The organism is Streptomyces sp. NPDC002640 (assembly GCF_053592575.1).
Map to the genome: position 1 here is coordinate 25190 of NZ_JBSFVZ010000010.1, position 23733 is coordinate 48922.

Below are 23733 nucleotides of genomic sequence, written 5' to 3' on the forward strand. Positions count from 1 at the left end.
GGCCGGAGCAGGGCGAACGCGGCGACCGGGGCGCGCTCCGCCCGCCGGGTCCACCGCGCCTGCGGAACGCGGCGTACGCGCCGCCCGCCCCGATGCGCACGGATCGTGGACGCCTCGTGCGAGGGGCGTTCCGCAGGGTGCGAGTGGTCCGTGTACCGAAGGAGTGCCGCAAGGAATGGCGGCTGGGGAACATGTGCGCGACTGGTGGGCGTCGCTATTCTCCGTTCGAGGGTTGAATGAACGATCAGATCATGATCGTCAAAACGTAAACTTCTCCAATCCCCCACTAGGAGCGAGTCATGAGCGTGCCGTCGAACGAACCCCCCGAGCTGTTACGCACGGCGACCCCCGTGGCGCAGGGCGCCTTCCGCCTGGTGGTCGGTTTCCTGTTCGCCTGTCACGGCGCCGCGTCCCTCTTCGGCGTTCTGGGCGGCGCCCACGGCGGCGGCACCGTGCCCACCCTGCAGTGGCCCGGCTGGTGGGCCGCCGCCATCCAGCTCGCGGGCGGAGCGCTGGTGGCCCTGGGCCTCTTCACGCGGGTCTCCGCCGTCGTCTGCTCTGGCTCGATGGCGTACGCCTACTTCATCGTCCATCAGTCGAACGGTCTGTTCCCGATCGTGAACGGCGGGGAGGCGTCCGTCATGTTCTGCTGGGCGTTCCTGCTGATCGCGTTCATCGGTCCCGGCGCCTTCGCCCTCGACACCGCGCTGCGGCGGGAGCCCGCCCGCCGTGCGGCGGACCAGGACGCGCGCCCCGTCAGCACCACCTGAACCCCTGGGCCCCCTGGGCCCCCTTGCTCCTGCCGCGCCCTCCTTGCCGACAGGCGGAGCCCGCGGCAGGCCCCACGTCCCCGACGGCCCGAGCCGCCGCACGCCGGCCGGCGGCTCGGGCCGGTTCACCCGGCCTTCGGGGAGACGTTGGGGTTGAGGCGGAAGAGGTTGCCGGGGTCGTACGCCGCCTTGACCGCCGCCAGCCGCTCGTAGTGGTCCCCGAAGCTCTCGCGCACCAGTTGCTCGCCCTCCTCGAGGAAGCCGGGGAAGTTGAGGTAGATGCCGCTCGCGGAGTACGCGCGCAGGGCGGCGAAGGTGTCGCGGACCCAGCCCACGTTCCGCTCCGAGTCGGCCGGCTGCTGCCAGTTGCCCTCGATGCCGATGAGGTACGGGGCATCCCGGCCGGTGAAGGCGGTGCCCTCCCGAGGCGCGCCGGCCATCGCGCCGCCCTGGAACCAGACGTCGACCGTCGAGGCGGGCGACGGCGCCCTCGCCGCGTGACGCACCAGGTCGTCGACCACCTCGTCGCCGAGGCCGGGCAGGGTGACGGACTTCCAGTAGTACCGGGCGCCGTCGGGGTACTCCTCGTCGAGCAGGGTCTGGGCGTCCAGGTAGGTGGTCGCGCCGCTGAGGTCGAAGAGCGGTTCGGTGATCTCCCTGAGGGGGCGGAGGGCCTCCTCGCCCTCGGCCGGGTCTCCGGGGTGCAGGGCGAGCAGCGCGACGAACGGCTCGCCGTGCAGGTCCGCCGGCAGCGCCTCGTCGGGCGGGACCCGGCCGAGCACGCCGAGGGGCGCGGGGCCGTTCCGCTCCGGCGTGCGGGCCAGGTGGTCCGCGCAGCGGCGCAGCACCTCGCGGGCGTGCCGTGCCGGGTAGGTGACGTTGCAGAGGTGCACCTCGGGGCCGACCGGGTGGAGCCGGTAGGTGAAGGAGGTGACGACGCCGAAGTTGCCGCCGCCACCGCGCAGGGCCCAGAACAGGTCGGGGTGGTGGTCCGCGTCGACGGCGAGGACGCTGCCGTCGGCGGTGACCACGGTGGCGGAGAGCAGCGCGTCGCAGCTCAGGCCGTGGGCGCGGCGGAGCCAGCCCATGCCGCCGGACAGGGTGAGGCCGGCGATGCCGGTCTCCGACACCACGCCGAGGGGGGCGGCGAGACCGTGGCGCTGGGTCGCCCGGTCCACGTGGCCCAGGGTGCAGCCGCCCTGGGCCCGCGTCGTGCGGGCCACCGGGTCGACGTCGACCTCGGTCATCCGGGACAGGTCCACGACCAGGCCGCCGTCGCACACCGCCTGCCCCGCCACGCCGTGGCCGCCGCCCCGTACCGAGAGGGGCAGCCGGTACTCCCTGGCGCAGCCGATCGCCGCGGCGACGTCCTCGTCGGTCTCGCAGCGCACCACCAGGGCGGGCCGCCGGTCGATCATGCCGTTCCAGAGCCGCCGGGCCGAGGCGTACGCGGCGTCGTCGGGGCGGATCAGCGTGCCCCGCAGGACGCTCCGGAGCGCCTCGACGGCGGAGACGGGGACCTCTGCCGGACGGCTGTCCTCCACAGCCATGCGGATCACCTCCCACTTCCAGCGTCCCCCCGCTCGGCACGGGACGCGAGCCGCGCGGGCCCGTGCCCGGGACCCGGGGACGGGCGGGGCCGTCGTCCGCGCGACGGCCCGTGCCGCGTGCGCCGGGGAGGCTCCCTGGAGCCGGGCGCTCAGCCGCCGGGCATCGGCGGTGGCCGGGAGGAGACCGACGCGGCCGAGGGGACCGCTGCCGAGCGCGGCCGCGCACGCGGCTCGGGCGGTCGAGGGCGGCGTCCACCACGCGCCGGTCGTGGCGGACCGGTTCGGCGGCCACCATGGCGGCGAGGTCGTCGGCGTCCTGCGGCGTGCGGGCGTCCCACCGGCGGAGGAAGGCGGCCCAGGCGTCCTCCAGGATGCCGTCCACCAGTGCGCCGCAGCCGGACGCAGCCGGGCGCAGCCGGGCGCTCCGGCGTGCTCGAGGCCGCCGCAGGCCGCGCAGGGGCGCGGGGCCGGCCGACGGCGGGCGCGGCATGGGCTTCCGCCTCGCTGCCCTTGTCCCGGGCCGTGCGGGATCGGTGTCCCGTGCCGCGACGCCGGGGCGTCCGGCTGTCAGGCCCGGGCCGCCCCCTCGGCGGCCGCCGGGACCGTCGCGCCGGCCCGGCCCGCGTACCGGTAGCGGCGTTCGGGGCGGCCGGTGGCGCCGTAGCGGAGGGTGACCTCGGCGGTGCCGAGGGCGTGGAAGTGCTCGAGGTACCGGCGGGCGCTGACGCGGGACAGGCCGGTGACGGCGGCGCACTCACCGGCCGAGAGGGTGCCGTCGGCCTCGCGGAGCGCGCGTTCGATCAGTTCGGCGGTCTCCACGCTCATGCCCTTGGGCAGCGCGGCCACGGCGGGCGAGGGGGCGACCGCGCCGGCCAGGACCCGGTCCACGTCGGCCTGCCCGCGCACGACCGTCTCCAGCAGGCGGCGGCGCCGTGCGGCGTACCGCTCCAGCCGGGCGCGCAGGTCGTCGCGGGCGAAGGGCTTGAGCAGGTAGTCCACGACGCCCTGGCGGACCGCCCCGCGCACCGTCTCGGCCTCGCGGGCGGCGCTGACCACCATCACGTCGCAGTCGTGACCCGCGGCGCGCAGCCGGGAGATGACGTCCAGCCCGGACATGTCGGGCAGGTACAGGTCGAGCAGGACCAGGTCGGGCCGGAGTTCGGCGACCGCGGCCACCGCCTGCTCCCCGGTCCCGGCCACCCCGGCGACCCGGAAGGGCGGGACGTCCTCCACGAACGCGCGGTGCACCCGGGCCACCATGAAGTCGTCGTCGACCACGAGGACGTCGATCGGCTCGGGCGGGACACCGGAGGGTCCGGTGGGACGGGTCATGGGGTCGTCGCTCCTTCCGCCACCGCGTCGTCGAGGTGGCTGACGGTCATGCGGGCGGTGAAGACGGCGCCGCCGTCCTCGGCGTTGGCCACCGAGATCTCGCCCCCGTGACGCTCGCAGACCAGGCGGGTGAGCGCCAGGCCGATGCCGCGTCCGCCCTCGCGGGCGGCCTTGGTGGTGAAGCCGTGCTCGAAGACCTCGCGGGCGAGGCCGGGCGCGACACCGGGGCCGGAGTCGCGGACCACGATCACCACGCCGGTGGTGTCCTGCCGCAGTTCCACCTCCACCCGGCCCTGCCGGTCGGGCTGCGCGGCGACGGCGTCGACCGCGTTGTCGACCAGGTTGCCGACGACGGTGGCCACGTCGGCGGCGTCCTCGGGGGCGAGGCGGTCCAGCGAGGTGCGGTCGGAGATCCGCAGCGTGACGGCGCGTTCGGCGGCCTGGGAGCCCTTGGCGGCGAGCAGGGCGGCGACGGCGGTGTCGCGGACGCGGCGGCTGAGGGTGACGTCCAGGGACTCCCGCCGCCGCGTCAGGGCCCGGATGTGCCGCACCACCTCGTCGTGGGCGCCGATCTCGACCAGCCCGGAGACGGTGTGCATCTGGTTGGCGAACTCGTGGGCCTGGGCGCGCAGCAGTTCCGAGGTGCTGCGGAAGGAGCCGAGCTCCTGCTCCAGCCGGGCGAGCTCGGTGCGGTCGCGGAGGGTGGTGACCGAGCCGAGCGCGCGGCCGTCCTTCTCGACGGTCATCCGGTTCATCACCAGGACCCGGCCCTGGCGGACGACCACCTCGTCGGTGCGGCGGTCCGCCTCCGGCGGCGCTCCGGCGAGGACGTCGCGGAGGCGGCCCTCGATGCCGAGTTCCTCCAGGCTCCGTCCGACGCAGCCGTCGGGGAGGTCGAGCAGGCGGCGGCCGACCTCGTTGACGAGGGTGACGCGGTGCTGCGGGTCGAGGGCGACGACGCCTTCCGCGATGCCGTAGAGCATGGCCTCGCGGTGTTCGGCGAGGCCGGCGATCTCGCGTGGTTCCAGGCCCAGGGTCTGCCGCTTGACCCTGCGGGCGAGCAGCCAGGATCCGGCGACCCCGAGCGCGCTGGCGACGCCGAGGTAGACGAGCAGGTAGGACGACGCCCCGCTCGCCCGCTGCCACACCGTGGGGTCCTTCTCCCCCACGTGCACGGTGCCGAGGTGGCGGCCGAGGTTCTCGGCGGAGGCGCCGAGGACGGGCACCTGGGCGGCGAGCTCCGGGTGCCCGCCGTGGCCGACCTTGCCGGACCAGCCCCGGCCGGGTCCCGCGCCCTCGCCGCGGGGCAGCGGGTCGCCGAGCAGGGTGGGGTCGGTGGCGGCGACGATCCGGCCGCCGGCGTCGGCGACGGTCACCGAGGTGACGCCGGAGTGGGTGCGGGTGGAGTCGACCAGCGGGGCGAGGCCCTCGCGGGGTGTGGCGCTGAGCAGGCGGCTGCGGACCAGGGGGTTGGCGGCCAGCTGTTCGGCGAGCGCGGTGACCCGGCGGCCCTCGACGCGGCGGAAGGTCGCCTCGGACTGGGCGAGCGAGACGCAGGCCACCGCGAGCAGCACCACCACGACGATGGCGAGCTGGAGCACCAGCATCTCGCCGGCGAGGGTCTGGCGGCGGAAGGGGACGGACACGGCGTACTCGATCTCTCCTCCGGCACGAGCGGGGCATGACGCGGGTGGGGGGACGCGCCGGGTGCCGGGGCCGTCCATGATGCAGCCGCGCCGCGCGGATGAAAAGGGCTGGTGGGAAAGCGGACCGGCCCCGACGCGCCGCCGGCCCCGTCACCGCGGGCCCGTCACCCCCACCATGGTGGTCACGACCGCACCATGGTGACCACGACCGCCGTGACCGCGATCGCCGTGACCGTAACCGATCGCCGTGACCGTAACCGCCGTGACCGCGATCGCCGTGACCGTAACCGCCGTGACCGCGATCGCCGTGACCACAAGGAACAGAACCACCGTTGGTTCCGCAAGAGAGACCTCCGGGGCGGCCGGTGGGCATCATGAGGCCCTTCCCCGTCCCACTACGACCGACAGGTGGTGGCACTCGTGCGTCCGCGCACCCCCCTCGCCCTGCTCGGCGCCGCCCTGCTCGTCCTGCTCGGACCGCCGCTGCTGAGCCCCGACGACGGCGCCGACACCGGCACCCGCATCCCGGGCCTGCGTTTCATGGTCCCGAACACGCCGGGCGGCGGCTACGACATCACGGCGCGCACCGCGGCGAAGAACGCCGAGGACGCCGGACTGACCCACGGCATCGAGGTGTTCAACCTGCCCGGCGCCGGCGGAACCGTCGGCCTGAGCCGGCTGGTCGGCGAGCACGGCAACGGCAAGCTGGCCATGTCCATGGGCCTGGGCGTCGTCGGCGCCGCCCGTTCCAACGACTCCCCGAAGACCCTGGCCGACACCACCCCCATCGCCCGGCTCACCGAGGAGCAGGACGTGGTGGTGGTCGCCAAGGACTCCCCGTACCGCACCATCGATGACCTGGTCGACGCCTGGAAGGCCGATCCCGCGAAGCTGCCGGTGGGCGGCGGGTCCTCCCCCGGCGGCCCCGACCACCTCGCCCCCATGCTGATGGCGGAGGCGGCCGGCATTCCCCCCAAGCGGGTCAACTACGTGCCGTTCGACGGCGGCGGAGAGCTGCTGGCCTCGATCCTCGGCAACAAGGTCGCCTTCGGCGTCTCCGGCGTCGGCGAGTACCTCGACCAGATCGAGGCGGGCGAGCTGCGGCTCCTCGCGGTGACCGGTCCGGAGCGGATCGACGGCCTGGACGCGCCCACGCTCCAGGAGGCGGGCTACGACGTGAACTTCACCAACTGGCGGGGCGTGGTGGCCCCGCCCGGCCTGTCCGAGGCGGAACGGACCAAGCTGGTCCGGCTCTTCGAGGAACTGCACGGCTCCCCCGAGTGGCAGGAGTCCCTGCGCCAGAACGGCTGGGACGACGCCTTCCTCACCGGCGACAGGTTCGGCGACTTCCTCGCGTCCGAGGACGAGCGCGTGGTGTCGGTGCTGAAGGAGCTGGGACTGTGAACGCCGACCTCGACCCCACCCCCGACGAGTCCCCGGACGAGTCCCCCGACCAGTCCCCCGACAAGGCCCTCGCCGGAAGCGGCGGGGCGGCCGCGCAGCCGGGCGACGGCGAGCCCCGTTCCTGGGCGGCCCGCCACTCGGAGCTGGGCGTCAGCCTCCTGCTGTCGGTCCTCGGCGGGCTGGTGCTCACCGATGCCCTGACGATGCACGTCGACATCGCCCGCCGCGGCCCGGTCGGACCGACCACCATGCCGCTGGTGGTGGGCGCGGCGCTGCTGCTGGTGGCGGTCCTGCTCGCGATCGACGTGCTGCGCGGCGGCCGCGGCGAGGCCGAGGCCGGCGAGGACGTCGACCTGTCCGCGCCCGCCGACTGGCGGACCGTCCTGCTGCTGGCGGGGATCTTCCTCGGCTCGGCCGTCCTGATCGAGCCGCTGGGCTTCCCGGTCGCCGGTGCCCTGCTGTTCTGGGGTTCGGCCTTCGCCCTGGGCAGCCGCCGCCTCGACCGGGACCCGCTGATCGCCGCCGTGCTGTCCCTGGTGACCTTCGTGGTCTTCGACAACCTGCTCGGGGTCCCGCTGCCGGGCGGCCCGCTGATGGGAGTGCTGTGACATGGATGCCCTCAACTCCCTGCTGGACGGCTTCGGCACCGCCCTGACCCCGGTGAACCTGCTGTGGGCCGCGGTCGGCGTGCTGCTGGGCACGGCGATCGGCGTGCTGCCGGGCATCGGCCCCGCGATGGCGGTGGCCCTGCTGCTGCCGGTGACCTACGGGCTGGAGCCGGTGGGCGCGTTCATCATGTTCGCCGGCATCTACTACGGCGCCATGTTCGGCGGCTCGACGACCTCCATCCTGCTCAACACCCCCGGTGAGAGCGCCGCCGTGGTGGCGGCGATGGAGGGGAACCCGATGGCCAAGGCGGGGCGCGGCGGGCAGGCGCTGGCCGCGGCCGCGATCGGCCACTTCACGGGCGGCCTGGTCGGCACGGTGCTGCTGGTGGCGCTGGCGCCGGTGGTGGCCCGCCTGGCGGTGGACATCGGGGCGCCGGACTACTTCGCCCTCATGGTGCTGGCGTTCATCGCGGTGACCTCGGTGCTCGGCTCCTCCCGGATCCGGGGCACGGCCTCGCTGCTGATCGGTCTCACGGTCGGCATGGTGGGCCTGGACAGGATGACCGGGCAGCAGCGGCTGACGTTCGGCTCGCTGCAGCTCGCCGACGGCATCGACGTGGTGATCGTCGCCGTGGGTCTCTTCGCCATCGGGGAGGCCCTGTGGGTGGCGGCGCACCTGCGGCGCGGTGCGGCCAGGGCGATCCCGGCGGGACGGCCCTGGCTGGGCCGGGAGGACGTGCGCCGGTCGTGGAAGGCGTGGCTGCGCGGCCCGTTCATCGGGTTCCCGTTCGGCGCGATCCCGGCGGGCGGCGCGGAGATCCCCACGTTCCTGTCGTACGTGACGGAGAAGCGGCTCTCCAAGCACCGGGACGAGTTCGGCAAGGGCGCCATCGAGGGCGTGGCCGGGCCGGAGTCGGCGGCCTCCGCGTCGGCGGCGGGCACCCTGGTGTCCATGCTGACGCTGGGCCTGCCGACCACGGCGGTCGCCGCGGTGATGCTGGCCGCGTTCCAGAGCTACGGCATCCAGCCGGGGCCGCTGCTCTTCGAGCGGGAGCCGGAGCTGGTGTGGGGGCTGATCGCCTCGCTGTTCGTCGGCATGGTGCTGCTGCTGGCGCTCAACCTGCCGCTGGCGCCGGTGTGGGCGCGTCTGCTGCGCATCCCGCGGCCCTACCTGTACGCGGGGATCCTCTTCTTCGCCGCGGTCGGCGCGTACGCGGTCGGCGGTGAGGTGGTGGACCTGGTGATCCTGCTGGTCATCGGTCTGGTCGGGTTCGGGATGCGGCGCTACGGGCTCCCGGTGCTGCCCGCCGTGATCGGGGTGATCCTCGGTCCGGGCGCCGAGCAGCAGCTGCGCCGGGCGCTGCAGATCAGCGACGGCAGCGTGACGGGGCTGGTGAACACGCCGTTCTCGGTGACGGTCTACGCGGTGGTGGTCCTGCTGCTGGCCTGGCCCCTGCTGGGCCGCGTGGTGAGGCGGACCCGCCGGAGCTGACCCGCTGCCCGCGAGCGCGTGCCCCCGCCGTTCGGCGGGGGCACGCGCTGTCGTGCGTCCGGGCGGGTCCCACGCTCACCGGGGAACGGGGCCCCGACCGCGCTCACCGCGGGACGGGGCCCGGACGGGCGCTCACCGGGGTCCCGGGGTGTCCAGGGCGCGGGACAGGCGCCGGGCGGCCGCGAGGACGGCGGGGACCGCCTGCTCGGCCAGGTCCTCACGGTGGGTCAGCATGGTGACCGCGGCCGGCTGCTCGTGGGCCCGGCGGACCACGGGCGAAGCCACGCCGAAGACGCCGGGGAGGAGTTCCTCGCGGGTGAGGGCGTACCCCCGCTCCCGTACCTCGGCGACCCGTTCGGGCTCCCCCTCCGTGGGCCGGGCCGCGGCCAGCAGGGCGAGGCCGCCGGCCCCGCGGTCCAGCGGGTCGCGGTTGCCGACGCGGTAGGACAGCCGGGCGCCGGAGCCCGGGGGTTCGACCACGGCGACGGCCACCGCCTCCTTCCCCTCGGGCACCACCAGGCAGGCCGTGACGCCCAGTTCGGCCGCGAGGTCCCGCAGGACGGGACGTGCGGCGTCCAGCAGCGGAGGCCGGGTCAGCTCGGCGAGGGTGAAGAAGGCGAGCCCCACCCGGTAGCGGTGGGCGGCGTCCTTGGCCGCGAAGCCCTGCCGGACCAGGGCGGTCAGCAGCCGGTAGGCGACCGAGCGGTGCACCCCCAGCCGGGCCCCGACCTCACTGGCCGTCAGGCCACGGGGTTCCTCGGCGATCATGCGCAGCACCATCAGCCCCCGCTCCAGCGTCTGCGAGCCCTCCGCGGCCATGTCCGCACCCCTCCCACCAGGTCGTTCGAGGCGGCGGCGGAGACCTTTCCGGGCCTGCCCCCTTGACGGGGCACCCCTGCCGCTCGCATCGTGTTGCAACCTTCATAGTGGCGCGTTTCGTTATCTGCAACAAACCGCGGGTGCGGGGTGCTCGCGCAGGTCGCCCGGAGCGGCCCGGCGCCGGTGCGCCGTCCGCCACCGGCGCCCATGACGACGCACGCTGAACGAGGACGCACCCATCCGAAAGGAGGCCGGGACATGGCCCACTACCGCAGCCTCGGCACCATCCCCCCGAAGCGGCACACCCAGTTCCGTCCCGACGGCGAGGACCTCGCCTTCGAGGAGCTGATGGGCGAGGAGGGCTTCTCCTCCGACTCCTCGCTGCTGTACCACCGGTACATCCCGTCGGCGATCACCGGTTCCGAGGTCTGGGAGCTGCCGGACACCCGCACGGCGCCCAACCACCCGATGAAGCCGCGCCACCTCAGGCTGCACGAGCTGTTCAAGGACGACGCCTGGCAGGACACCGACGTGGTCACCGGCCGCCGTCTGGTCCTCGGCAACGTCGACGTGCGGATCTCCTACGTGGTGGCCGGGAAGCCGTCCCCGCTGTACCGCAACGGCGTCGGCGACGAGTGCGTCTACGTGGAGTCGGGGGCCGCCCGCGTGGAGACCGTCTTCGGGGTGCTCGACGCCCGTGCCGGCGACTACGTGGTCGTTCCCCGCGCCACCACGCACCGCTGGATCCCGCGCGGCGGGGAGCCGCTGCGCGCCTACTGCGTCGAGGCCAACAGCCACATCGCCCCGCCGAAGCGCTACCTCTCCCGCTACGGCCAGTTCCTGGAGCACGCGCCGTACTGCGAGCGCGACCTGCGCGGCCCGGCCGAACTGGTCCGCGGCGAGGGCACGGACGTCGAGATCCTGGTCAAGCACCGCGGCTCCGGCGGCGAGATCGTCGGCACCCGGTTCCTCCAGGCCCACCACCCCTTCGACGTGATCGGCTGGGACGGCTGCCTGTACCCGTACACCTTCAACGTCGAGGACTTCGAACCGATCACCGGCCGGATCCACCAGCCGCCGCCGGTGCACCAGGTGTTCGAGGGGCAGAACTTCGTCATCTGCAACTTCGTGCCGCGCAAGGTGGACTACCACCCGCTGTCCATCCCGGTGCCCTACTACCACTCCAACGTGGACTCCGACGAGGTCATGTTCTACTGCGGCGGCGACTACGAGGCGCGCAAGGGGTCCGGCATCGGCCAGGGCTCCGTCTCGCTGCACCCCGGCGGTCACGCCCACGGGCCGCAGCCGGGGGCCTACGAGCGGTCCATCGGGGCCGAGTTCTTCGACGAGCTCGCCGTCATGGTCGACACCTTCCGCCCGCTGGAGCTCGGCGAGGGCGGACTGGCCTGCGACGACGGGGCCTACGCGTGGAGCTGGGCGGGAGGCCGCCGCGCATGACCGTGCCGCCCGCACTGCTGGCCGCGCTGGTCGACGACGCGGGGCTGTTCCCGCCGACCTCGCTGCCCATGGACCGCGCGGTGGAACGCCACCGTGCCGACGCCGAGGCCGACGCGGCGATGCACACGCACCGTTTCCTGGTCCCCGCCTCCCGGGTGGGCGAGTTGCGCCGGCTGCTGCGCGAGGGCGAGGTGTTCGCGCTCGGGCTGATCGCCGACCGCGGCGCCGAGGGCCTGGCCGCGGCGGGCGCGGAGATCGCCGCCGACCCGAGGCTGCGGCTCGCGCTGGTGGAGGCGCCGCTGGCCGCCTTCGGGGAGCGGGAACCGGACGCGCTGCGGGCGCTGCTGGCGGAGCTGAAGGACGTGCCGGACCACGTCCCCCTGTACGCCGAGCCGGTGGCGCAGGCCCGCCCGGAGCCGCTGCTCACCACGCTGACGCGGCAGGCCGGCGCCCGGCCGCTGGGCGCCAAGCTCCGCTGTGGCGGGGTGCGGGCCGACCTGTTCCCGAGTACCGGGCAGGTGGCCGCGTTCGTCACCGCGTGCGTCGCCGCGGGTGTGCCGTTCAAGGCGACGGCCGGGCTCCACGAGGCGGTCCGCCACACCTCCGCCACCACCGGCTTCACCCACCACGGCTACCTCAACCTGCTGCTCGCCACCGCCGTCGCGGCATCCGGCGGCGACCGGCACGCCGTCCGGGACGTCCTGGAGACCGAGGACGCCGCCGAACTCGTGGGCCGTGCCGAGCGGTTGACCGCCGAGGAGGCCGCGGCCGCGCGCCGGTCCCTGGTCTCCTACGGGTCGTGCTCGACCGCCGCGCCCGTGCGCGAGGCCCGGCAGCTGTTCGCCCCGGCCCGCCGACCGACCTCCTGAACCACCTCGCTGTGAAGGACCACCGATGACCACCACCTGGGTCCCCGTCCCCGACGGTTCCCCGTTCCCGATCCAGAACCTGCCCTACGGCGTCTTCACCCCGAAGGCCGGCGGCCCCGCCCGGGTCGGCGTCGCCGTCGGCGAGCAGGTCCTCGACCTCGCGGCCGCCCTCGGCGACGACGTCTTCGCCCGGGGCTCGCTCAACGCCTTCATGGCGCGCGGCCGCGCCCGCTGGCAGGAGGCCCGCGCCCGGATCACCCACCTGCTGTCCGACGAGGCGCACCGGCCCGCCGTCGAGCCGCACCTGTACGCGCAGGCGGACGTCGACCTCGCCATGCCCTTCGAGGCCGCCGACTACGTCGACTTCTACGCCTCCGAGCACCACGCCTCCAACATCGGGCGGATGTTCCGCCCGGGCAGCGACCCGCTGACCCCCCAGTGGAAGCACCTGCCGATCGGCTACCACGGCCGGGCCGGCACCCTGGTGCCCTCCGGCACCCCGGTGGTCCGCCCGCACGGGCAGCGGCGGCCCGCCGAGGCCGGTGCGCTGCCGGGCTTCGGCCCGTCCGCCCGCCTGGACATCGAGGCCGAGGTCGGCTTCGTCGTCGGCACTCCCTCCCCGCTGGGCCACCCGGTGCCCGTCGAGGACTTCCGGGAGCACGTCTTCGGCGTCACCCTGGTCAACGACTGGTCGGCGCGCGACATCCAGAACTGGGAGTACGTGCCGCTCGGCCCGTTCCTCGGCAAGTCCTTCGCCACGTCCGTCAGCCCCTGGGTCGTCCCGCTGGACGCCCTGGAGGCCGCGCGGGTTGCGCCGCCGGCGCGCGAGCACGAGCTGCGGCCCTACCTGGCGGAGCGGGAGGACTGGGGCCTGGACCTCACCCTGGAGGTCCGGCTCAACGGACACCTGGTCGCCACCCCGCCGTTCGCCACCATGTACTGGACGCCCGCCCAGATGCTGGCCCACATGACGGTCAACGGCGCCTCCCTGCGCACCGGCGACTTCTACGCGTCGGGGACGGTGTCCGGCCCGGAGCCGGACCAGCGGGGTTCCTTCATGGAGCTGAGCTGGGGCGGCGCGGAGCCGCTGAAGCTGCCCGACGGGACGGCGCGGACCTTCCTCGAGGACGGCGACGAGGTGTCCATCTCCGCCACCGCGCCCGGCGCCGACGGCGTGACCATCGGGTTCGGCTCGGTCACCGGCCGGATCCTTCCGGCGGCCGGGTGACGGTGCGGCGGCCGCTCCCCGCCGTGCCGGGGGGCGGGAGCAGCCGGGCCATGGTCTCCGCGTTGCGGACGGCCGTGTCGCCGCAGCAGTTGTTGAACAGCACGTGCAGGCAGGAGACCCGCTCGGCGAGGGCGGTCAACCGGGGCAGCCACTCGGCGAGTTCGTCCTCGTCGTAGGCGTGCCGGAAGCGGTCCTCCTTGCTTCCGGCGCCCCAGGCCGTGCTGCGTCCGTGGAACCGCACCACGGACAGGCGCGGGGAGGTGACGGGGGTGACGGGCGGCACGGAGGCGGACAGCGTCTGCGTCATGTCGACGGCGACCGCCGCCATGTCGTGCTCCGCCAGCAGCGCGCGCGTGGCCTCCGCCCGGTCCTCCCGCCACCACGCCGGGTGCCGGAACTCCACGGCGAGCGGCCAGCCCTCGGTCCGCCGCGCGGTGGCGGCGAGGAACGCCTCCGCGCGGCGGCCGGGCCGGAACCACGGCGGGAACTGGAAGAGCACGCTTCCCAGCCGTCCGGCCCGGCGCAGCGGCGCGATCCCCTCGGCGAACCGGGCCCACGCCTCGTCGAGCACGCCCGGGTCCCGCGCGTCGGCGGGCAGGCCCTCGGGCATCACGGCGGCGCGGGTGGGGTGCCCGGTGAGCAGCGAGAACGCCTTCACGTCGAACACGAAGCCGTCCGGGGTCCGCTCGGTCCACAGGCGGCTGTTCCGCTCGGAGGGCAGCGCGTAGTAGGAGGCGTCGACCTCCACGACGGGGAACCGCTCGGCGTAGTGCCGCAGCCGTCCCTCGGCGTCCCGCCGCCCCGGCGGGTACCAGCCGCTGCCCACCAGCGCGCGGTCGGTCCAGGAGCACGTGCCCACGAGGATCTCACCCATGGCCGTGCCGTTACCCCGGACTTCCGGGGGCAGACGGGGCGGCCGCGGGCTCCCCGGCCCGTCGTTTCCCCGTTCCGGCGCGCGGGCGGGGACCGGACCGGGTGGTCCCGCGCCGCTCAGGCCAGGACCGACCTGAGCCCGCCCCACAGGTGCGAGCGGAAGAGCGGGTCGCCGAAGGCCTCACGGGTGTGGCCGAGGGAGGTGTAGAACACCGGCCCGCCGTCGTTGTCGTGGCACCAGGCGACGGGGTGGTCGCCGGGCATCCGGCCGCCCTCGTAGGACTCCTCGTCGACGGTCGCCAGCACCCGGACGAAGGGGCGGGGGTTGCCCCGGAAGTCGTACCACTCGTCGGTGAACTCCCAGCGGGGCGGCAGGTGTCCGGTGGCGGGGTGGCCGGCGTCCTCGATCACGACGGTGCCGGGCTGGAGCGCCGGGTGCCGGTCGAAGCGGGCGCCCAGCAGGGTCTCGAAGTAGGGCCAGCCGTACTCGGTGCAGGCCGCCGCGTGCACGCCCATGAAGCCGCGGCCGCGCCGGTGGAAGGCGGTGAGGTTGGCGCGTCCCTCGTCGGTCAGGACCTCGCCGCTGGTGGAGAGGAACACCACCGCCGCGAACCGGTCCAGCTCCCGCCCCTCGAACGCCTCGGGCCGCTCGGTCGCCTCCACCGTGAAGCCGTGCCGGGCGCCGAGTTCGGTGAACGCCGTGATCCCGTCGGGGATGGAGTCGTGCCGGTAGTCGGTGGTGCGGGTGTACAGCAGGATCTGCGGGCTCATGGTGCTCTGCTCCAGGACTCTCGGACGACGCACGACGCGCGGACCCCACCAGGGTGAGGCCCGCCCGCACCTGCGTGCCAGAGCGCTTCCCCGAACGGAAGCGTGCCGTCCGGCCGGTAATGCCGTTGTCGGGCACGGACGTTGTGGGAGATCATGCGCGTTCGTGACCTCGCGACCAGATGAACCCGCTGCCGCGGCAGCCCCGCCCGCGACCGCCGTGGCCGTCGCCCCCTCCACCCCGGTGCACCGGGACGGCAACGTCCTGCGCTGGCTCGTCGCCTACACGTTCTCCGTGGTCGGCGACGCCGCCTACTTCGTGGCGCTCGGCTGGGCCGCTCAGAAGGTGTCCGGGCCGGCCCAGGTCGGCCTGGTGATGGCGATAGGCGCGATACCCCGGGCCGTCCTCATGCTCGGCGGCGGTGTGATAGCCGACCGGTTCGGCCCGCGCCTGGTGGTGATCTCCTCCGACGCGGTCCGCGCCGTGGTGATCCTCGCGGCCGCCGCGGTGCTCGCGTTCAGCACGCCCGGGCTCTGGCTGCTCGTCGCGCTCGCCCTCGTCTTCGGCGTCGTGGACGCCCTGTTCATGCCGGCGGTCGGAGCGATGCCGCCCCGGCTCACCGGCCGCGACCAGTTGATGCGGGTGCAGAGCCTGCGCAACCTGGTGCAGCGGTCCGGCCACATCGCCGGTCCGCCGCTCGCCGGGTTCGCGATGGGGCTCGGCGGGCCCGCCGCCGCGTTCGCCGTGACCGGCGTCCTCTTCACCCTCTCGCTGTTCCTGCTGGTCGCGGTCCGGCTCGCCCCGCTGCCGCCCGAGGAGCAGCCCGCCGCCGACTCCACCGCCCGCCGCGACCTGGTCGACGGCATCGTCTACCTGCGCCACGAGCCCGTCGTCGGCCCGCTCGTCCTCTCCGGGCTGCTCTCGATGATCGGCTGCGTCCCGCCGATGGCGATCGGCGTCATCGTGCTCGCCGAGGAACGCGGCTGGGGCCCCTCCGGCGGTGCCTGGGTGAACGCCGCCCTCAGCGTCGGCGTCTGCGCGACCTCGCTCCTGCTCGTCGTGCGCGGCCGCTTCCCCCGGGCCGGCCACTGGCACAACATCACCCTGCTCGTCGCCTCCGCCGGCATCGGCCTGATCGGCGTGATGCCGAACCTCGCCCTCGCCGTCGTCGTGGCGCTCGTCTCCGGCCTGGTCTCCGGCCTCTGCGGCGGTCTCGCCCTGGCCCTGATGCAGGCCAACACCGCCCTCGCCTTCCAGGGCCGGGTCGCCTCCGTCCAGGCGCTCAGCGCGGTCGGCATCACGCCGGTGATGTTCCCGCTCTTCGGTCTCCTGGTCGAATTGTGGGGCGCCGGCCCCACCTTCCTCCTCTTCGGCTGCATCAGCATGCTCGGCGCCACGGTCTCCACCGCCTCCCGCGCCGTCCGCCACGCCGACCTCGACTTCCGGAAGACCGCGGCCTGACCCGACCCCGAAACGGCGGTCCCTCTCGCCTCGTCGCCACCACGGCTGACGCCTTCCCCGCCGCACCGGGGCGGGGTAGGGTCCGCCACGTGCGGACCACGTCGATGTTGCTGCAGCGTCTCCACGCGGCCGGGTTCGGTGACGTCACGGGGGTGGAGCCGGTCGAGGGCGGGATGGCGGCGGTGTCCGGGCTGGCGGTCCGGCCCGGGGGGACGCCGCTGTTCGTCAAGTCGTTCGCCGAGGTCCCGGACGGTGACCTGTTCGCCGCCGAGGCGGAGGGGCTGGCAGCGCTGCGCGAGCGTGGCGGGCTCACCACGCCGGAGGTCCGGCTGGCGACGCGGGAGCTGCTCGTGCTGTCCGTGCTGCGGGAGCGGCCGGCGCGGGAGGACTTCTGGGAGCGGGCCGCGCACGCGGTGGCCGGGTTGCACACCTCCACGACGCACCACCGGTTTGGCTGGGAGCACGACAACTGGCTCGGCCGCCATCGGCAGGAGAACGCCTGGACCGACGACGGGTTCGAGTTCTTCGCCCGGCGGCGTGTGCTGCGCTGGCTGCCGGAGCCGCGGGTCCGGGCGGCGCTGGACCGGCGGGACCGGCAGGCCCTGGAGCGCCTGTGCGACCGGCTCCCCGAACTGCTGCCGCCCCGGCCCGCCTGCCTGACGCACGGTGACCTCTGGGCGCAGAACGTCCTGGCCACCGGGGACGGCCGGCCCGCGTTCATCGACCCGGCCGTCTCCTACACGTGGGCCGAGGTGGACCTGGCCCACCTGTGGTGCTCACCGCACCCGCCGGAGGCCCGGCGGTTCTTCGAGGTGTACGCGGAGCTGACCGGCCTGGACGGCGGCTGGCGCGCCCGCATGCCCGTCGTCCAGCTCCGCCAGAGCCTCGCTCTGATCGCCATGTTCGACCACGACTGGGGGGCGGCGGAACAGGTCCGCGCGCTCGTCAGGCCGTTCCGCCGCGACTGACCGTTCCGCCGTCCTATCGTGTGCGGATGCGTGCACATCACATCGACCGGCCGACCGATCTCGACGTGGTCCGTGACTCCTACGACCGGGTCGCCGACAACTACGCCGAGATGGTGGCCACGACCGGCATGGGCGACATCCGCCGCCATCCGTGGCTGAAGGCGTCCATCGACGCCTTCGCCGACAGCGTCGCCGGGCTCGGCCCCGTCCTCGACGTCGGGTGCGGCCCCGGCACGGTGACCGCCTACCTCGCCGAGCGCGGGCTCGACGTGTCCGGGGTGGACCTCTCCCCCCGGATGGTCGAGAACGCGCGCCGCCTCCACCCGGAGTGCCGCTTCGAGGTCGCCTCCGCCACCGAACTCGACCTGGCCGAGGCGTCGTTGGGTGGCGTGCTCGGCTGGTGGTCGCTGTTCAACCTGCCGCGCGACGTGCTCCCCCAGGTCCTCGGCATGTTCGCGCGGGCGCTGCGTCCGGGCGGCCACCTCATCACCGGCACCCACGTCGGCGACGAGGACTTCCCCCGGACCGAGGCGTACGGGGGCGTGCCGGTCCGCTGGACCACCTACCGGTGGCGGCCGGAGCAGCTGGTCGCGTTGATCGAGCGGGCGGGGCTGCACCCGGTGGCCGAACTCCGGCTCCCGGCTGACGAGTTCAGCGGGCCGGGCGTGGTGGTGATGGCCCGGCGGCCCGGGTGAGGGCGGGCCCGCGGGTCAGCCGTGGTCGTAGACGGTGACCGCGACACCGCGGGCGCACAGGGTCCGGGTGACGATCGGCTCGATCCGCTCCCACCGGCCACCGGCCAGGCCGCAGCCGATGCGGGGCATGTGCACGGACGCCCCGTTCGTCAGGGCGTGCTCGGCGACGGCGTCCAGGCAGCGCTCGACGGCCTCGTAGCGGATGGGCGGCCCGCCGCTTCCGGTGCGGATGCCGTGCTGGGCGACCATGTTGGCGACCCGCACGTCCGCCCCGACGGCTACGAACTGCACGGCTCCCAGCCCGAAGTCGTTGTCCGCGCGCTCGCGGTGCCAGCGGCGGTAGGCGCGCTCCGGCTCGGACCACTTGCGGGAGACCGCCAGGACGAAGCCCTTGCCCCATCCTCCGCGGTCGTTGCAGACATGGGCGATGATCTTCTGCCCCTTCGCCTGGGGGCTGGTCGCGTCGCCGGTGATGATCGTCAAGGGTTCCACCGGGGCATGGTGCCCCAACCGGTACGGCAAGGGCCATCGCTTTGTCGCCGGCCGTGCGGTCGCACCGCCGCGCGGGGAGGCGTCGCGCCGCCGCCGGAAAGTGGCGCAATCACGCGTTGCCTGGAATTGACATGTCCGCAACCTTGGAATTGGGAGCGCTCCCAAGCCGAGTGACGACACAGCCCCCTGGTACGCGAGAGGACACCCATGACACGCTCCGACACGGCCGGCCGGTTACGCCGCGCCCCGTTCCTCCTGCTCGGCCTGGTCCTGGCCGCGCTGTTCTCCCTGGTGCCGTCGAACGGCACCGCCCACGCCCACGGGTCCGTGGTCGATCCCGCCACCCGCAACTACGGCTGCTGGCTGCGCTGGGGCAGCGACTTCCAGAACCCGGCCATGCAGCAGCAGGACCCCATGTGCTGGCAGGCCTGGCAGACCGACACCAACGCCATGTGGAACTGGAACGGCCTGTACCGCAACGGCTCCGCGGGCAACTTCCAGGCGGTCGTCCCCAACGGCCAGCTCTGCAGCGGCGGCCGGGCCGAGGGCGGCCGGTACAACGCCATGGACGCGGTGGGCGCGTGGAAGGCCACCGACGTCGGCGCCAACTTCACCCTGCGCCTGCACGACCAGGCCCGCCACGGCGCCGACTACATCCTGGTCTACGTCACCCGGCAGGGCTTCGACCCGGTCACCCAGCCGCTGACCTGGAACGACCTCCAACTGGTCACCCGCACCAGCCGTTACGCCCCGGGCTCCGACTACAACGTCCCGGTGAGCCTCTCCGGACGCAGCGGGCGTGCGGTGGTGTACACGATCTGGCAGGCCTCGCACATGGACCAGACGTACTTCCTCTGCAGCGACGTCAACTTCCGCTGAGCGAACGGGCGAACAGGCGAACGGGCGAGCGGGCGAACGACCCGATCGGTCCCTCCGACGTGTTCCGCCGCACGGGGCGCGGTCCGGCGGAACACGTCCTCGCCCTCACCGCTCCCGCGGGTCGTCCCGCCTGGCCATGAAGTGCTTGCGGCCGCCCGCGAACCAGGAGACCAGCGCGAACAGGGCGACCACGGCCACCGCCACCGGCGCGTAGTTGAAACTGTCGACCGTGACGGGGCGGCTGGGCGGCAGCACGAACAGCACGCAGATGACCGCCACCCACCCCACGGCGATCCAGCCGACGACCCCGCTCCAGCGGCCGAGGTGCCACGGGCCGGGGACGAACTCGTCACGCCGCAGGCGGCGCAGCAGCACCGGCGTCACGTAGGCGATGTACAGGCCGATCACGGCGATCGAGGTCACCGCCAGGTAGGCGGTGGTGTTGAACAGCGCCGGCAGGGTCAGGAGCGCGGAGAGCGCGACGCAGAACCAGATGGAGTTGGTGGGCGTCCCGGTGCGCGGGTTGACCTTCGCCCAGATCTTCGAGCCGGGGAGGGCGTTGTCGCGGGCGAAGGCGTACGTCATGCGGGAGTTGGCGGTCACCGAGGCCATGCCGCAGAAGAACTGCGCGACGCACACGATGAACAGCAGGAACTTCGCGGTTCCGGGGCTGTTGAGCGAGTCCAGGAAGACCTGGGCGGGCGGCAGCCCGGTGCTGGAGGTGGCCAGCTTGTCCAGGCCGGCCGGGGTCTTGTCCTGGATCGACGCCGTGATCGAGAAGAGCAGGACGAAACCGCCGACGACCGAGACGACCACGCTCATCACGATCCCGCGCGGCGCGCTGCGGGCCGCTCCCCTGGTCTCCTCCGCCACGTGGGCGGAGGCGTCGTACCCGGTGAACGTGTACTGGGCCATGAGCAGGCCCATCAGGAAGACGTAGAGGCCCGAGGTCCACCCGGTGGCGTTGTGCCAGCCGGTCAGCGTCCACTCCGCGGACTGGTGGTGCTCGGGCAGGATCCACAGGGCGCCGACCACCACCAGGACGCCGCCGACGTGCCACCAGGCGGAGACGTTGGACAGCAAGGCGACGAGCCGGACGCCGAAGGTGTTGAGCAGCGCGTGCACCAGGACGATCGCGAGGAAGAGCAGATAGGTGCGGCCGGGGGTGACCTCGGTGCCCCAGACGAGGTTCATGAACGCCATCCAGGTGGTGGCGCACCCGAAGTCGATGGCCGCGGTCACCGCGACCTCGCCCATGAAGTTGAACCAGCCCGTGAACCAGGCCCAGGCCCGCTTGTTCTTCCGGGCGAGTTCACCGGCCCAGAAGTACAGCCCGCCGGCGGTGGGGTACCGCGAGCACACCTCGGCCATGGCCAGCGCCACGCAGGTCACGAAGAGCCCGACCACCACCCAGCCGAGCACGACGGCCGAGGGGCCGCCGGACTTCAGGGCGATGCCGTACGAGGTGATGCAGCCGGCCAGGATGGAGATGATCGAGAACGAGACGGCGAAGTTGGAGAACCCGCTCATCCCGCGGTGCAGTTCCTGCTGGTACCCCATCTCGGCGAGGCGGGCGGCGTCCTCGTCCAGCACCGCCCCCGGCCCCGGCCCGGCCGCCGGTTTCCGCTCCGGCTCGGTCTGTGGCGGAATTCCTTCTTGTGCGGACACCCGGCGACTCCTCACCGACGACGACGGGCGATCAGAGTGGCGTGCGCCACACGCGTTGTCAACGGTGCCGCGGTCGGCTTCCGCGGCTTCCGGCGGGGCGGGTGTCCGGGTGGGCGAGGCCGAGGTGGTCGCGCAGGGTGGTGCCCTCGTACTCGGTGCGGAACACCCCGCGCTCCTGGAGGAGGGGCACGACGGTGTCGGCGAAGACGTCCAGACCGGTGGGGACCAGGTGCGGCACCAGGATGAACCCGTCGGCGGCGTCCGCCTGGACGAACGCGTCGACGTCGCGCGCCACGGTCTGCGGGGAGCCGACGAAGGTCTGCCGGTTGCCGGTGTGGATGACCAGGTCCCGGATGGACCACTTGTTGGCCTCGGCCAGCTCCCGCCACTCGCGCGCGGTGGCCACCGGGTCGCGGTACATCCGCACCTGGGCCCTGCCGCGTGCCACCGTGTGCTCGCCGGGGACCGGGGCGACGTCGGGGAGCGGGCCGTCCGGGTCGTAGCCGGAGAGGTCGCGGTTCCAGACGAACTCCAGGTGCCGCAGGGCAGTGGCCCCGCTGACCTGCTGCCGCCGCACCTCGCGGGCGAGTTCGGCGGCCTCGTGGTCGGTGTCGGCGACCACGAAGGTGGCGGCCGGGAGGATCAGCAGCTGGTCGGGGGTGCGTCCGTGGCGGGCGAGCCGCCGTTTGACGTCGGCGTAGAACGCCTGACCCGCGGTGAGCGTGCCGTGGCGGCTGAAGATGGCGTCCGCGGAGGAGGCGGCGAACTCGCGTCCCTCGTCGGAGTCCCCGGCCTGGAAGATCACCGGGCGTCCCTGGGGGCCGCGGGGGACGTCGAACCGGCCCTCGATGTCGAACTCCTCGCCCCGGTGCGCGAAGGCGCCCGCCCCGGCGTCGCGCAGGAACCGGCCCGTGTCCTGGTCGGCGACGATCTCGTCGCCGGTCCAGGAGTCGAAGAGTTCGGTGGCGGTGGCGAGGAACTCCTCGGCGCGGGAGTACCGCCGGGACTCGGGCAGGAATCCGCCGCGGCGGAAGTTCTCGCCGGTGAAGGCGTCCCAGGAGGTGACCACGTTCCAGGCGGCGCGGCCGCCGGTGAGGTGGTCCAGGCTCGCGAACTGCCGGGCCACCTCGTAGGGCTCGTTGTAGGTGGAGTTGATGGTGCCGGCCAGGCCGATCCGCTCGGTCACCGCGCCCAGCGCGGCCAGCACGGTGAAGGTGTCGGGGCGTCCCACCACGTCCAGGTCGTAGATCTCGCCCCCGTGTTCGCGCAGCCGCAGCCCCTCGGCGAGGAACAGGAAGTCGAACTTGGCGCGTTCGGCGGTGCGCGCCAGGTGGACGAAGGAGCTGAAGTCGATCTGGCTGCCGGAGGCGGGGTCGCTCCACACGGTGGTGTTGTTGACGCCGGGGAAGTGGACGGCGAGGTGGACGCGCTTGGGCTGGGCCCGGTTCGGTTCCGCGGTGCTCATGCGGCGTGGTCTCCTTCCGGTCGGGCGGCGGACGCGTAGCGGTTGGCGGGGCGGGGCAGGCCGAGCAGTCCGCGCAGGGTGGATGCCTCGTAGGCGTGGCGGAAGACGCCCCGGGAGCGGAGTTCGGGCACCAGACCGCGGGTGATCGCGCGCAGGTCGTGGGCGGCGACGGCGGGCCTGAGCCGGTAGCCGGTGAGGCCGCCCTCCCGCCAGTGCAGCAGCAGGTCGGCGAGCTGGGCGGGGGTGCCGGTGAAGATCTCCGCGTCGGAGGTGTACTCCTCGCCGGCGAGGTCGTCGAGGCGGTCCCGGCGGGCGGCGGCCCCGGCGGGGGTTTCGCCGAGGAAGACGACCAGGTCGCCGAAGACGTGCAGGGGTTCGTGCTCGCGTCCGGCGGCGGCCTGTTCGGCGCGGATCTCCTCGATGACCGCGCGGGCGTGGTCGACGTCGTGCGGGGTGACGTATCCGACGTCGGCGGCGCGGGCGACCAGCCGGTAGGGCACGGTGGCGTGGGCGAGTGCGGTCACCGGCGGCTGGCCCTGGGGCGGACGCGGGGTGATGGACGGGCCCTTGACGCTGAAGTGCCGCCCGTGGAAGTCGATGTGGTGCAGTTTCTCCCGGTCGACGAAGCGGCCGGTGGCGACGTCACGGATCTCGGCGTCGTCCTCCCAGCTGTCCCAGAGCCGGCGCTGCACCTCGACGTGGTCGGCGGCCTCGTCGAACAGTTCCTCGACGGCGTGGAGGGGGCCGAGGGCGCCGGAGTCGGAGAGGTCCAGCGGCGGGAGGGTCCGGCGGCCGAAGTGTGCGGTCTCGTCGGTGCGGACGGACACCCGGACGCGAACACCGGCACGGCCGCCGCTCACATGGTCGAGGGTGGCGATCGCCTTGGAGATGTGGAACGGCTCCGTGTGCGTGGTCACCACGGTGGGGACCAGGCCTATGTGGCGGGTCAGCGGGGCCACGCGGGCCGCCACCAGGACCGCGTCGAGCCGGCCGCGGACCTGGTCGGTGCGGTCGTCCCGGTGGGTGGGGTGCGAGGACTGCGGCGACAGGCCGTCCTCGAGGGTGACGAAGTCGAGCAGGCCGCGCTCGGCCTCGGTCACCAACTCCGCCCAGTAACGGGCGGAGAGCAGTTCGCGGGGGCGGGACCGGGGGTCGCGCCAGGCGGCCGGGTGCCAGCCGGCGCCGTCCAGCGCGACGGCGAGGTGCAGCGGCTGGGACGCCGGCCCGGAACCGGCGGGGGGCGGGGAGGAGGCGGGCATGGGCGGCCTTCCTGGAGAGGGGTGGTCT

At 73.9% G+C, this 23733-nt stretch carries 22 protein-coding genes; 11 read left to right on the forward strand and 11 right to left on the reverse strand.

The window, feature by feature from the left end; translation table 11 throughout:
- The first annotated feature begins 299 nt into the window (after nucleotides 1-299).
- Entirely contained in the window at nucleotides 300-770 is a 471-nt protein-coding gene (locus tag ACWD3O_RS15355; protein ID WP_451416183.1) for a DoxX family protein, read from the forward strand.
- Nucleotides 771-895: 125 nt separating this feature from the next.
- On the opposite strand, the gene ACWD3O_RS15360 is transcribed toward ACWD3O_RS15355, so the two are convergent.
- The 4 genes from ACWD3O_RS15360 to ACWD3O_RS15375 form a co-directional block, all read right to left on the reverse strand.
- Nucleotides 896-2320, reverse strand: coding sequence for an FAD-binding oxidoreductase (locus ACWD3O_RS15360; protein WP_451416184.1), 1425 nt, complete (start codon nucleotides 2318-2320; stop codon nucleotides 896-898).
- A 567-nt stretch (nucleotides 2321-2887) separates the two neighbouring features.
- Nucleotides 2888-3652, reverse strand: a complete 765-nt coding sequence (locus tag ACWD3O_RS15365) for a response regulator (protein ID WP_451416185.1) — start codon at nucleotides 3650-3652, stop codon at nucleotides 2888-2890.
- Nucleotides 3649-5298, reverse strand: a complete 1650-nt coding sequence (locus tag ACWD3O_RS15370) for an ATP-binding protein (RefSeq protein ID WP_451416186.1) — start codon at nucleotides 5296-5298, stop codon at nucleotides 3649-3651. The genes ACWD3O_RS15365 and ACWD3O_RS15370 overlap by 4 nt, the downstream gene beginning before the upstream one ends.
- A gap of 150 nt (nucleotides 5299-5448) precedes the next feature.
- Complete coding sequence (locus ACWD3O_RS15375; RefSeq protein ID WP_451416187.1) at nucleotides 5449-5628, reverse strand: hypothetical protein; 180 nt, start codon at nucleotides 5626-5628, stop codon at nucleotides 5449-5451.
- 90 nt (nucleotides 5629-5718) lie between these two features.
- On the opposite strand from ACWD3O_RS15375, the gene ACWD3O_RS15380 reads away from it, so the two are divergent.
- The 3 genes from ACWD3O_RS15380 to ACWD3O_RS15390 are packed head-to-tail and all read left to right on the forward strand — an operon-like array spanning nucleotide 5719 to nucleotide 8802.
- Nucleotides 5719-6702 carry a Bug family tripartite tricarboxylate transporter substrate binding protein gene (locus ACWD3O_RS15380; protein WP_451416290.1) on the forward strand — a complete coding sequence of 328 codons (984 nt, stop codon included), beginning with the start codon at nucleotides 5719-5721 and terminating at the stop codon, nucleotides 6700-6702.
- Nucleotides 6699-7310, forward strand: a complete 612-nt coding sequence (locus ACWD3O_RS15385; protein ID WP_451416188.1) for a tripartite tricarboxylate transporter TctB family protein — start codon at nucleotides 6699-6701, stop codon at nucleotides 7308-7310. The genes ACWD3O_RS15380 and ACWD3O_RS15385 overlap by 4 nt, the downstream gene beginning before the upstream one ends.
- Before the next feature lies 1 nt (nucleotide 7311).
- Complete coding sequence (locus tag ACWD3O_RS15390) at nucleotides 7312-8802, forward strand: tripartite tricarboxylate transporter permease (RefSeq protein ID WP_451408850.1); 1491 nt, start codon at nucleotides 7312-7314, stop codon at nucleotides 8800-8802.
- Nucleotides 8803-8934: 132 nt separating this feature from the next.
- Here the strand turns inward: ACWD3O_RS15390 and ACWD3O_RS15395 are convergent, their stop codons facing one another.
- Complete coding sequence (locus tag ACWD3O_RS15395) at nucleotides 8935-9621, reverse strand: IclR family transcriptional regulator (protein ID WP_451416189.1); 687 nt, start codon at nucleotides 9619-9621, stop codon at nucleotides 8935-8937.
- Between the two features lie 258 nt (nucleotides 9622-9879).
- Here ACWD3O_RS15395 and ACWD3O_RS15400 point away from each other — a divergent pair, with 258 nt between their 5' ends.
- The 3 genes from ACWD3O_RS15400 to fahA are packed head-to-tail and all read left to right on the forward strand — an operon-like array spanning nucleotide 9880 to nucleotide 13176.
- Nucleotides 9880-11079, forward strand: a complete 1200-nt coding sequence (locus tag ACWD3O_RS15400; RefSeq protein ID WP_451416190.1) for a cupin domain-containing protein — start codon at nucleotides 9880-9882, stop codon at nucleotides 11077-11079.
- Nucleotides 11076-11948 (forward strand): hypothetical protein, encoded by an 873-nt coding sequence (locus tag ACWD3O_RS15405; protein WP_451416191.1) that lies wholly within the window; start codon nucleotides 11076-11078, stop codon nucleotides 11946-11948. Before ACWD3O_RS15400 ends, ACWD3O_RS15405 begins: the two co-directional genes overlap by 4 nt.
- Before the next feature lie 25 nt (nucleotides 11949-11973).
- Nucleotides 11974-13176 (forward strand): fumarylacetoacetase, encoded by a 1203-nt coding sequence (gene fahA, locus ACWD3O_RS15410; RefSeq protein ID WP_451416192.1) that lies wholly within the window; start codon nucleotides 11974-11976, stop codon nucleotides 13174-13176.
- Here the strand turns inward: fahA and ACWD3O_RS15415 are convergent.
- Nucleotides 13145-14050 (reverse strand): DUF72 domain-containing protein, encoded by a 906-nt coding sequence (locus ACWD3O_RS15415; RefSeq protein ID WP_451408855.1) that lies wholly within the window; start codon nucleotides 14048-14050, stop codon nucleotides 13145-13147. The genes fahA and ACWD3O_RS15415 overlap by 32 nt on opposite strands.
- Nucleotides 14051-14166: 116 nt before the next feature.
- A complete protein-coding gene (locus ACWD3O_RS15420) occupies nucleotides 14167-14820 on the reverse strand; it encodes a ThuA domain-containing protein (RefSeq protein WP_451408856.1) in 654 nt (217 codons plus the stop codon).
- A 163-nt stretch (nucleotides 14821-14983) separates the two neighbouring features.
- On the opposite strand from ACWD3O_RS15420, the gene ACWD3O_RS15425 reads away from it, so the two are divergent.
- From ACWD3O_RS15425 to ACWD3O_RS15435, 3 genes are all read left to right on the forward strand, one after another.
- Nucleotides 14984-16279: an MFS transporter gene (locus ACWD3O_RS15425; protein WP_451416193.1), complete on the forward strand. Its 1296-nt coding sequence runs from the start codon at nucleotides 14984-14986 to the stop codon at nucleotides 16277-16279.
- Nucleotides 16280-16368: 89 nt separating this feature from the next.
- Nucleotides 16369-17247: a fructosamine kinase family protein gene (locus tag ACWD3O_RS15430; protein WP_451416194.1), complete on the forward strand. Its 879-nt coding sequence runs from the start codon at nucleotides 16369-16371 to the stop codon at nucleotides 17245-17247.
- 26 nt (nucleotides 17248-17273) lie between these two features.
- Nucleotides 17274-17942 carry a class I SAM-dependent methyltransferase gene (locus ACWD3O_RS15435; RefSeq protein ID WP_451416195.1) on the forward strand — a complete coding sequence of 223 codons (669 nt, stop codon included), beginning with the start codon at nucleotides 17274-17276 and terminating at the stop codon, nucleotides 17940-17942.
- A gap of 15 nt (nucleotides 17943-17957) precedes the next feature.
- Here ACWD3O_RS15435 and ACWD3O_RS15440 read toward each other — a convergent pair whose 3' ends face one another.
- Complete coding sequence (locus tag ACWD3O_RS15440; RefSeq protein ID WP_451416196.1) at nucleotides 17958-18434, reverse strand: macro domain-containing protein; 477 nt, start codon at nucleotides 18432-18434, stop codon at nucleotides 17958-17960.
- A 207-nt stretch (nucleotides 18435-18641) separates the two neighbouring features.
- On the opposite strand from ACWD3O_RS15440, the gene ACWD3O_RS15445 reads away from it, so the two are divergent.
- Entirely contained in the window at nucleotides 18642-19313 is a 672-nt protein-coding gene (locus ACWD3O_RS15445) for a lytic polysaccharide monooxygenase auxiliary activity family 9 protein (protein ID WP_451408861.1), read from the forward strand.
- A gap of 105 nt (nucleotides 19314-19418) precedes the next feature.
- On the opposite strand, the gene ACWD3O_RS15450 is transcribed toward ACWD3O_RS15445, so the two are convergent.
- The 3 genes from ACWD3O_RS15450 to ACWD3O_RS15460 form a co-directional block, all read right to left on the reverse strand.
- Nucleotides 19419-20873 carry an amino acid permease gene (locus ACWD3O_RS15450; protein WP_451416291.1) on the reverse strand — a complete coding sequence of 485 codons (1455 nt, stop codon included), beginning with the start codon at nucleotides 20871-20873 and terminating at the stop codon, nucleotides 19419-19421.
- 166 nt (nucleotides 20874-21039) lie between these two features.
- Nucleotides 21040-22446: an NtaA/DmoA family FMN-dependent monooxygenase gene (locus ACWD3O_RS15455; protein ID WP_451416197.1), complete on the reverse strand. Its 1407-nt coding sequence runs from the start codon at nucleotides 22444-22446 to the stop codon at nucleotides 21040-21042.
- Complete coding sequence (locus ACWD3O_RS15460) at nucleotides 22443-23705, reverse strand: LLM class flavin-dependent oxidoreductase (RefSeq protein ID WP_451416198.1); 1263 nt, start codon at nucleotides 23703-23705, stop codon at nucleotides 22443-22445. The genes ACWD3O_RS15455 and ACWD3O_RS15460 overlap by 4 nt, the downstream gene beginning before the upstream one ends.
- Nucleotides 23706-23733 lie beyond the last annotated feature (28 nt).